At 68.7% G+C, this 6,730-nt stretch carries 8 protein-coding genes; 4 read left to right on the top strand and 4 right to left on the bottom strand.

The features are described from left to right. Positions 1–408: 408 nt before the first annotated feature. Positions 409–1,050: a DNA-3-methyladenine glycosylase gene (locus tag Q8A52_RS42400; RefSeq protein WP_316762385.1), complete on the bottom strand. Its 642-nt coding sequence runs from the start codon at positions 1,048–1,050 to the stop codon at positions 409–411. A 137-nt stretch (positions 1,051–1,187) separates the two neighbouring features. Between Q8A52_RS42400 and Q8A52_RS42395 the strand changes: the two genes are divergently transcribed. The 3 genes from Q8A52_RS42395 (at position 1,188) to Q8A52_RS42385 (ending at position 3,222) form a co-directional block, all read left to right on the top strand. Further along, complete coding sequence (locus Q8A52_RS42395) at positions 1,188–1,970, top strand: sporulation protein (protein ID WP_316762383.1); 783 nt, start codon at positions 1,188–1,190, stop codon at positions 1,968–1,970. A 40-nt stretch (positions 1,971–2,010) separates the two neighbouring features. Beyond that, a complete protein-coding gene (locus Q8A52_RS42390; protein WP_316762381.1) occupies positions 2,011–2,550 on the top strand; it encodes a YbhB/YbcL family Raf kinase inhibitor-like protein in 540 nt (179 codons plus the stop codon). A 165-nt stretch (positions 2,551–2,715) separates the two neighbouring features. After that, entirely contained in the window at positions 2,716–3,222 is a 507-nt protein-coding gene (locus Q8A52_RS42385; protein ID WP_316762379.1) for an HNH endonuclease, read from the top strand. A gap of 62 nt (positions 3,223–3,284) precedes the next feature. Here Q8A52_RS42385 and Q8A52_RS42380 read toward each other — a convergent pair whose 3' ends face one another. The 3 genes from Q8A52_RS42380 to Q8A52_RS42370 all read right to left on the bottom strand — a co-directional run bounded on the left by Q8A52_RS42380 (position 3,285) and on the right by Q8A52_RS42370 (position 5,655). Beyond that, entirely contained in the window at positions 3,285–4,244 is a 960-nt protein-coding gene (locus Q8A52_RS42380; protein ID WP_316762376.1) for an SPFH domain-containing protein, read from the bottom strand. 131 nt (positions 4,245–4,375) lie between these two features. After that, the gene (locus Q8A52_RS42375; RefSeq protein WP_316762374.1) at positions 4,376–4,807 is read right to left on the bottom strand and encodes an NfeD family protein; all 432 of its coding nucleotides are present in this window, start codon (positions 4,805–4,807) and stop codon (positions 4,376–4,378) included. 50 nt (positions 4,808–4,857) lie between these two features. After that, positions 4,858–5,655, bottom strand: coding sequence for an ABC transporter ATP-binding protein (locus Q8A52_RS42370; RefSeq protein ID WP_316762372.1), 798 nt, complete (start codon positions 5,653–5,655; stop codon positions 4,858–4,860). A gap of 150 nt (positions 5,656–5,805) precedes the next feature. Between Q8A52_RS42370 and Q8A52_RS42365 the strand changes: the two genes are divergently transcribed. After that, positions 5,806–6,597 carry a hypothetical protein gene (locus Q8A52_RS42365; protein WP_316762369.1) on the top strand — a complete coding sequence of 264 codons (792 nt, stop codon included), beginning with the start codon at positions 5,806–5,808 and terminating at the stop codon, positions 6,595–6,597. Positions 6,598–6,730: the final 133 nt, after the last annotated feature.

The following is a 6,730-nucleotide window of genomic DNA, read 5'->3' as shown; positions in this document are numbered from 1 at the left end:
TGTCCGACGGACGGGGTATCAACATATCTGGCGTTGACTTTTGGCACGCTGTTGAGTTCTCAAGGAACGGACGCTTCCTTTGTACTCACCCTCTCGGGCTTTCCTCCGGGCGCTTCCCTTCGGTGTTTCCGACTCTATCAGATCCTTTCGGCGTCCGATTCCCGGTCGGCGGGATTTGTCTGGGGCTTCCGGCTTTCGCTTGTCGGCCTTTCGACATTCACTACGTTAGCCGATCCGCTCGGCAACTCATAATCGAGTTCCGCGGGCTTGAATTCGGGCATGCGGGCACGCCGAAATTCACCCCGGTCGAGGGGATGTAGCAGGTAGTGGGTTGGCCGCTCCGGCTGCTGGCGATTGCCGTACCCGGTTCAGCGGCTCGGGCTACATTACGCACCTTCCAGGGACGCGTCAACTTGAGCGGCGCCTGGGGACGTGGGCCCGATAGGGGCTCACAGTCGGGTCGTTGGCGACCCAGAAACGCCAGGGGTGGATGCCCCCGTCGCCGGCCACACCCGTGCGAGGGCCGTTGCGTACCTGGTCGGGGGGCACCGAGGTGCCGGTGAGCATCCTCAGTGGCGTCTCGCCGGAGGCGCACGCATCCGTGCCGTCGAGTGCGCGGTCCACGTCCAGGGCTGTGGCCAGGCGTGCCGGTCCTTTGGCCAGTTCCTTGTCATTTCGGGCCGAGAGTCGACGTTTACGCGCGAGCGCGGCGCCCTCGAGGATCTCTCCCGCGCGGAGCAGGACTGCGCTCGCCGAGCCGTCCGGACCGCAGACGAGGTTCATGCAGTGCCACATGCCGTAGGTGAAGTAGACGTACACGTGTCCGGGCGGACCGAACATCACGTCGTTGCGGGGTGAGCGGCCGCGATAGGCGTGTGAGCCGGGGTCGTTCGGGCCGTCGTATGCCTCGACCTCCGTGAGGCGCACCGCGATCGGTCCGTCCGGGGTGTGCCGTACGAGGATCCGGCCGAGGAGGTCGGGGGCGACTTCCAGCACAGGGCGGTCGAAGAACGTCCTGTGCAGTGGCGTACGGTCCGGGGGCACGATCATGTCGTACGAGCGTAGTCCAGACGTGTCTGTGCCAAGGGGTGGTCAAAGGATCCCCCGCTTGCCAGGGTGTGGCGCGGAACCGGCCGCGTCCGGATCGCGTTTGTAGGGATCAGGGATCCATACGTAAAGGGAGAGTCATGGGGTTCAAGAAGCTGCTCGCGAGTCTGGGCGCCGGCGGGGCTTCGGTCGAGACGGTGCTGACCGAGGTCAACGTCGTCCCGGGTGGCGTCGTCCAGGGTGAGGTGCGGATCCAGGGCGGGTCCGTGAACCAGGACATCGAGGGGCTGTCCGTGGGCCTGCAGGCGCAGGTCGAGGTGGAGAGCGGCGACCAGGAGTACAAGCAGAACATCGAGTTCACCAAGGTGCGGCTCGGCGGTGCCTTCCAGCTGCAGGCCGGTGCCGTGCACGCCGTTCCGTTCGGGCTGGAGATCCCCTGGGAGACGCCGATCACGATGATCGACGGGCAGGCGCTGCGCGGCATGCACATCGGTGTGACCACCGAGCTGGAGATCGCCCGCGCGGTGGACTCCGGTGACCTGGACCCCGTCAACGTGCACCCGCTGCCGGCGCAGAAGGCGATCCTGGACGCGTTCATCCAGCTGGGCTTCCGCTTCAAGAACGCCGACATGGAGCGCGGTCACATCCGGGGCACGCGGCAGCGGCTGCCGTTCTACCAGGAGATCGAGTTCTACCCGCCGTCGCAGTACCGGGGCCTGAACCAGGTGGAGCTGAGCTTCGTGGCGGACGAGCACGCCATGGACGTCATCCTGGAAATGGACAAGAAGCCGGGTCTGTTCAGCGAGGGCTCGGACACCTTCCGGTCCTTCCAGGTGGGTCTGCACGACTTCCACGGGACCGACTGGGCGGCATACCTCAACCAGTGGCTGTCCGAGGTCGGCAGCAAGCGCAACTGGTTCTAGGCTCGGGTCCTACTGAAGGAACCGATCAGGAGGTACCGAGGTGACCGAGCTCAAGCGGCGGCCGCTCCCCCATGACTTCCACCCGCCCGTGCCGTCGTTCACGGTGACGAGCGAGGACGTCGAGCCGAACGCGAGGCTCAAGGACGCTCAGGTCTACGCGGCCGGCAACACCTCCCCGCAGCTGCGGTGGGAGGGGTTCCCGGCCGAGACCAAGAGCTTCGCCGTGACCTGCTACGACCCGGACGCCCCGACCGGCAGCGGTTTCTGGCACTGGGTCCTGTTCGACATCCCGGCCTCCGTGACCGAGCTGCCGGTGGGCGCGGGCAGCGGCAAGTTCGAGGGTCTGCCCGAGGGTGCGGTGCACGCGCGCAACGACTACGGGTCGAAGGACTTCGGCGGTGCCGCTCCGCCGCCCGGGGACGGGCCGCACCGGTACGTCTTCACGGTGTACGCCGTGGACCAGGAGAAGCTCGGTCCGGATTCCGACGCCTCTCCGGCCGTCGTCGGTTTCAATCTGCGGTTCCACGCGATCGCGCGTGCCCAGCTCATCGGTGAGTACGAGAACCCCGCCGAGGGCTGACTCGGCGTCGATTCAGCCCAGCGTTCATTGAACGTTTGCCCGCCTCCGGTCTTGGAAGTGATCAGAGGCGGGCATTTTTTATTGCGTTGTCCATCTCGGCGCGCCCGTCCAGAGTTGATCCAAGCCCGCCGGGGGGTGGGCAGGTGCACACGGGAGGTGGGCTGGATGCGGGACACGCTGGTGCTGAACGCGAGCTTCGAGCCGCTGTCGACGGTGACGCTGAACCGAGCTGTCGTTCTGGTGCTGCAGGACAAGGCCGTCGTCGAGCAGGCCCACCCCGAACTGCGTATGCGGGGTGCCGATGTGGACATACCCGCGCCCCGGGTGATCAGGCTGTGCAGGTATGTACGGGTGCCGTTCCGAAGACAAGCGCCGTGGTCGAGGCGGGGTGTGCTGGTGCGGGACAGGCACAGGTGCGCGTACTGCGGGCGGCGGGCGACGACCGTGGACCATGTGGTGCCGCGGGCGCAGGGTGGCGCGGACTCGTGGCTGAACACGGTCGCCTCGTGCGCGGAGGACAACCACCGCAAGGCCGACCGGACTCCGGAGCAGGCGGGCATGCCGCTGCTGCGGCAGCCGTTCGAGCCGACGCCCCAGGACGCGATGCTGCTGGCGCTGGGGCAGGAGGACTTCCAGGCGCTGCCGGAGTGGCTGTCCCAGCCGGCCGCGTAGCCGGTATGTGAGAGGGGCTCGCCTTCCCGGGAGGGCGAGCCCCTCTTCGTGTCACGGATGCCTCAGTCGATCGACGGCTTCTCGCGGCGCTCACTGCCGTTGTTCTGCTGCGGGACGGAGGTCCCGCCGCCGCCCGAACCACCCGCCAGGGGACCGAAGTTGCCCATGGCGCCGGACAGGCCCTTGAGGGCGTCACCGATCTCGCTGGGGACGATCCAGAGCTTGTTGGCGTCGCCCTCGGCGATCTTCGGGAGCATCTGCAGGTACTGGTAGCTGAGCAGCTTCTGGTCGGGATCTCCGGCGTGGATCGCCTCGAAGACCGTGCGGACGGCCTGGGCTTCACCCTCGGCGCGCAGGGCGGCGGCCTTGGCCTCACCCTCGGCGCGCAGGATCTGGGACTGCTTCTCACCCTCGGCGGTGAGGATGGCGGCCTGGCGCGTACCTTCCGCGGTGAGGATCGCGGCGCGCTTGTCACGGTCGGCGCGCATCTGCTTCTCCATCGAGTCCTGGATGGAGGTGGGCGGCTCGATGGCCTTGAGCTCGACGCGGTTGACGCGGATGCCCCACTTGCCGGTGGCCTCGTCGAGCACGCCGCGCAGGGCCGCGTTGATCTCCTCGCGGGAGGTCAGGGTGCGCTCCAGGTCCATGCCGCCGATGATGTTGCGGAGCGTGGTGACGGTGAGCTGCTCGATCGCCTGGATGTAGCTGGCGACCTCGTACGTGGCCGCCCGCGCGTCGGTGACCTGGTAGTAGATGACCGTGTCGATGTTCACGACCAGGTTGTCCTGGGTGATCACCGGCTGCGGCGGGAACGGCACGACCTGTTCGCGCAGGTCGATGCGGTTGCGGATGGTGTCGATGAACGGGACCACGATGTTGAGGCCCGCGTTGAGCGTCCGTGTGTAGCGGCCGAAGCGCTCGACGATGGCCGCGCTGGCCTGTGGGATGACCTGGATCGTCTTGATCAGGGCGATGAAGACCAACACCACCAGAATGATCAATACGATGATGACCGGTTCCATCGTGGCTCCCCGTACCCTTCTCCGCCTCGGCGCCTTCGGCAGATCTTATGGCTGTTGAAGATCTTGCTGGACGAGTCTGACAGACCGTCGCGCAACTCGTGGGGTGTTCGGTTCAGTTGAGTCCTGCGAGGTCAGATGACGATCGCGGTTGCCCCCTCGATGTCCACGACGTCGACCTCCTGCCCCACTTCGTAGGCGCGGCCGGTGTCGAGCGAACGCGCCGACCAGATCTCCCCGGCGAGCTTGATGCGGCCGCCGGCGCCGTCGACGCGTTCCAGTACGACGGCCTGCTTGCCCTTCAACGCCTCTACGCCCGTGGCGAGTTGGGGACGTTGGACGCTGTGCCGGGCCGCGATGGGCCGTACCACGGCGATGAGAGCGACCGAGACGACGACGAAGACGAGTACTTGGACCACGACGTCGAAGCCGAGGCCCGCGACGGCCGCGGCCGCGACGGCGCCCACGGCGAGCATGCCGAACTCCGGCATCGCCGTGACCACGAGCGGGATTCCGAGCGCTGCAGCGCCGACGAGCCACCACACCCAGGCGTCGATGTCGTTCACATGGTCATGTTAGAACCGTGGGTCGTTCCGCGGACAGGGCGCAAAGGGGGTCAGGACAGCGGCAGGCCCTGCGCGGTCCAGCGGTCTCCGACTTGTTCCACGACGAGCGGGAGGCCGAAGCAGAGCGAGAGGTTGCGCGAGGTGAGTTCGAGCTCCAGCGGGCCCGCGGCGAGGACCTTGCCCTGGCGGATCATGAGGACGTGGGTGAAGCCGGGGGCGATCTCCTCGACATGGTGGGTGACCATGATCATGGAGGGGGCGATCGGGTCGCGGGCGAGGCGGCCGAGGCGGCGGACCAGGTCCTCGCGGCCGCCGAGGTCGAGGCCGGCGGCGGGCTCGTCGAGCAGGAGCAACTCGGGGTCGGTCATCAGGGCGCGGGCGATGAGGGTGCGCTTGCGCTCGCCCTCGGAGAGCGTGCCGAACTTGCGCTCCAGGTAGTCGCTCATGCCGAGGCGGTCGAGGAAAGCGCGGGCACGCTGCTCGTCCACCTCCTCGTAGTCCTCCTGCCAGTGCGCGGTCATGCCGTACGCGGCGGTCAGTACGGTCTCGAGGACGGTCTGGCGCTTGGGGAGCTTGTCGGCCATGGCGATGCCGGCCATGCCGATGCGCGGGCGCAGCTCGAAGACGTCGGTGCCGGGTGTGCCGAGGGTCTCGCCGAGGATGCTGGCGGTGCCCTTGCTGGGGTAGAGGTAGCTGGAGGCGACGTTCAGCAGGGTGGTCTTGCCGGCGCCGTTGGGGCCGAGGATGACCCAGCGCTCGCCCTCCTTCACCGACCAGGAGACCTGGTCCACCAGAGCCCGGCCCTCGCGGACCACGGATACGTCCTGAAGCTCCAGAACATCGCTCATGAGCGCGTTGTCTCCCCTTGCAGTGTGGCCGGTCTCGGCTGTCGCGTACGCCTGTGGCTCGGTCCGCCGCGCCGGTGGGCGCAGCCCCTACGAAATCTACGCCACCGGTGGCTCGGTCCATTCCATCGGTCCGGTCCTTAGGGTGGGGGCATGCTCTCGGAACCGCGTTCAGGACGCCTCGCCGCTTGGGGAAACGCCCTATTGGCCGGACTTGTCTCTCCGGATGACGCCGTACTCGCCATCGTCGGCGACGACGCGGTGCACCGGGTGGAGGGACTGCCGGACGAGTCGGCGCCGGTCGGACTCACGCTGGCGCTGGGGCGGCTGCGGACGCTCGGGGTGACCGGGCTGCGGGTGGCGCTGCCCGCGCCGGGGCATCCGCTGGGGCTGAGCGGGCCGCCGGAGTTCAACGCTCGGGCGCTGGCGGCCGAGGAGGCGGTGATCTGCCACGACGCCCCGTTCGGGCTGGTGCCCGAACTGTACGAGGCCGGGCCCGCCGGCGATGTGCATGCCGAGGTGGTCTGGCACTGTCTGCCGGTGCGGGAGGCGCCGCCCGCCGATGTGCCGTCGTTGGGCGAGGCCGAGCGTGAGCTGGCGGAGGCCCTGCGGGACGCGACGGCGGTGCTCTCGCGGCTGGACGTCGCGGGGTCGGGGCCGGTGGCGGAGGCGGCGATCGATGCGTACCGGGCCCGGGCCGAGCGGGGGAACGAGGTGCTGGCGCCGGGGTATCCCCCGCGGGCGGTGCGGGTGTTGGAGCTGGCTCAGCGGGTGGGGCTGCTGATTTCCCTCGCCCATGAGAACGGCCACGGGGGCGCGGTGAGCGCGTCGGAGATGGCGGCGCGGGGGGCCGCGCTGCGGCCGGTTGAGCGGACGGCGCGGCGGGCGCAGGTCGCGGCGTACAACTCCATTGTCGAGGAACGGGAGCGGGGGCGCGGGCGGTGAGCGCCGGTCGGTGGTGATCGGCGTCGGCGTGGGCCGCCTGGGGGCACTGCCCCCGGACCCCCGTACCGACCTGCGCCGACAAGTGACCGGCCTCCCGGTGAGGTGTCGGGAGGCCGGAGGTAGGCGGGTGGGC

It is taken from the genome of Streptomyces herbicida (genome assembly GCF_032656585.1).
GTDB classification, from domain to species: domain Bacteria; phylum Actinomycetota; class Actinomycetes; order Streptomycetales; family Streptomycetaceae; genus Streptomyces; species Streptomyces herbicida.
Note: the sequence above shows the minus strand (reverse complement) of the source record. Positions and strands in the feature narration are given on the sequence as shown.

Excerpts from the sequence above, each read along its gene's own strand:
- Q8A52_RS42400 (WP_316762385.1), bottom strand. The coding sequence starts at position 1,050 with ATGATCGTGCCCCCGGACCGTACGCCACTGCACAGGACGTTCTTCGAC.
- Q8A52_RS42380 (WP_316762376.1), bottom strand. The coding sequence starts at position 4,244 with ATGGAACCGGTCATCATCGTATTGATCATTCTGGTGGTGTTGGTCTTC.
- Q8A52_RS42385 (WP_316762379.1), top strand. The coding sequence starts at position 2,716 with ATGCGGGACACGCTGGTGCTGAACGCGAGCTTCGAGCCGCTGTCGACG.
- Q8A52_RS42395 (WP_316762383.1), top strand. The coding sequence starts at position 1,188 with ATGGGGTTCAAGAAGCTGCTCGCGAGTCTGGGCGCCGGCGGGGCTTCG.
- Q8A52_RS42370 (WP_316762372.1), bottom strand. The coding sequence starts at position 5,655 with ATGAGCGATGTTCTGGAGCTTCAGGACGTATCCGTGGTCCGCGAGGGC.
- Q8A52_RS42365 (WP_316762369.1), top strand. The coding sequence starts at position 5,806 with ATGCTCTCGGAACCGCGTTCAGGACGCCTCGCCGCTTGGGGAAACGCC.